Source organism: Thioclava kandeliae (genome assembly GCF_040297545.1).
In the GTDB taxonomy this organism is placed as follows: Bacteria; Pseudomonadota; Alphaproteobacteria; order Rhodobacterales; family Rhodobacteraceae; genus Thioclava; species Thioclava kandeliae.
Genome location: NZ_JAYWLC010000073.1, coordinates 1 through 1,233, shown reverse-complemented (window position 1 = coordinate 1,233; position 1,233 = coordinate 1). Strand labels below are relative to the sequence as shown.

Below are 1,233 nucleotides of genomic sequence, written 5' to 3'. Positions count from 1 at the left end.
TGATGTCGTGGTCAGCTTGCCTGCAGCGCAGCGCGACTGATCAGCTCGGCCCGCCAGTCAGCACGAGGCCCGCTATGAGCTACACCATCAGTTGGGACACGATCAATGCGGCCGCCACAGGGTACGCCGTCTAAGGCGCAAGCTGGCGCTCTGGCGCTACGATTACAACGCTGTCAGGCCGCATTCCTCGCTCAGGAACCAAACGCTGCTCGAAGCGCGCCGGACCCTTGAGCAATTTGCGGGCTCCGCGACCGGCGCGCTTGCCCAGAACGACCGACCCGACTACCAATCTCAAACCCGCAGACTCTCGTTATGAAAGAGGGACCCAAGGGGGCAGGTCAACTTCTATGTTGAGACTCTGAAAGAGGCTCTGGCCAAATATGGCCCGCCAGAGATCATGAATAGCGATCGAGGCAGCCAGTTCACCGGCTGTGAATGGGCCGACACGCTGACCGAGGCCGGGGTGAAAATCTCTATGAATTGTCGGGGCCGCTGGATCGACAACCGGATGATCAAACGACTTTGGCGCTCTGTGAAATAAGAATGAGTCTATCTTAGGCTCCAGACTCATTACCTTTCACAGCCAGAACAAGCTGGTAGCAGCGAGTGCGATCGCCAAGAGATAGGTGATAGGGCATCGGTCATATCGAGTAGCCACCCGCTGCCAGTCCTTCATTCCGTCAGTCGTCCGAACATGAACTCGATGCGATTGCGTTGCTTGTAACGGCGCTTGTCATCTCCGATGGCTACCTTGCGGGACTTCCGACCTGGGATTCACACTTTCATCCCCTTGTCTTTTAAAGCTGCTCTGAACCAATCGGCATCATAGCCTCTGTCGGTCAGCAGCCATCTGGCCTTCGGCAGGCTGTCCAGCAAAGCGGCCGCGCCGGTATAATCGCTGACTTGGCCTGCGGACATGAAGAACCCGATCGGACCTCCGTTAGCATCGGCGATGAGCATGCAGCTTGGTGTTCATGCCACCTTTGGTGCGCCTGATCTGGCGCCCGCGCTCCCCTTTTTCACCCCGAGGTTCGACGCCGTGCGGTGTGCCTTGAGATACTTGCGCGGGCTCACGCGAACGCATGGCGATCGCCTGCTCACTTCGATCATGATTGTTTTGTGCTCAGCACTTTCGGCGGCCAGGCCGACAATAATCTGGGCGAATACCCCGATCGTGTCCCAACTGATGGTGTAGCTCATAGCGGGCCTCATGCTGACTGGCGGGCCGAGCTG

The 1,233-nt window shown here is 58.2% G+C and carries 1 protein-coding gene and 2 pseudogenes; 2 read left to right on the top strand and 1 reads right to left on the bottom strand.

What is annotated here, in order from left to right; translation table 11 throughout:
- Nucleotides 1-91: 91 nt before the first annotated feature.
- Together VSX56_RS20605 and VSX56_RS20600 are read left to right on the top strand one after the other, a co-directional pair.
- Nucleotides 92-316 (top strand): integrase core domain-containing protein, encoded by a 225-nt coding sequence (locus VSX56_RS20605; protein ID WP_350939378.1) that lies wholly within the window; start codon nucleotides 92-94, stop codon nucleotides 314-316.
- Nucleotides 317-343: 27 nt separating this feature from the next.
- A pseudogene (locus VSX56_RS20600) lies at nucleotides 344-538 on the top strand (DDE-type integrase/transposase/recombinase); the annotation flags it as partial.
- Between the two features lie 39 nt (nucleotides 539-577).
- On the opposite strand, the pseudogene VSX56_RS20595 reads toward VSX56_RS20600, so the two are convergent.
- Nucleotides 578-1,233, bottom strand: a pseudogene (locus VSX56_RS20595) (IS5 family transposase); the annotation flags it as partial.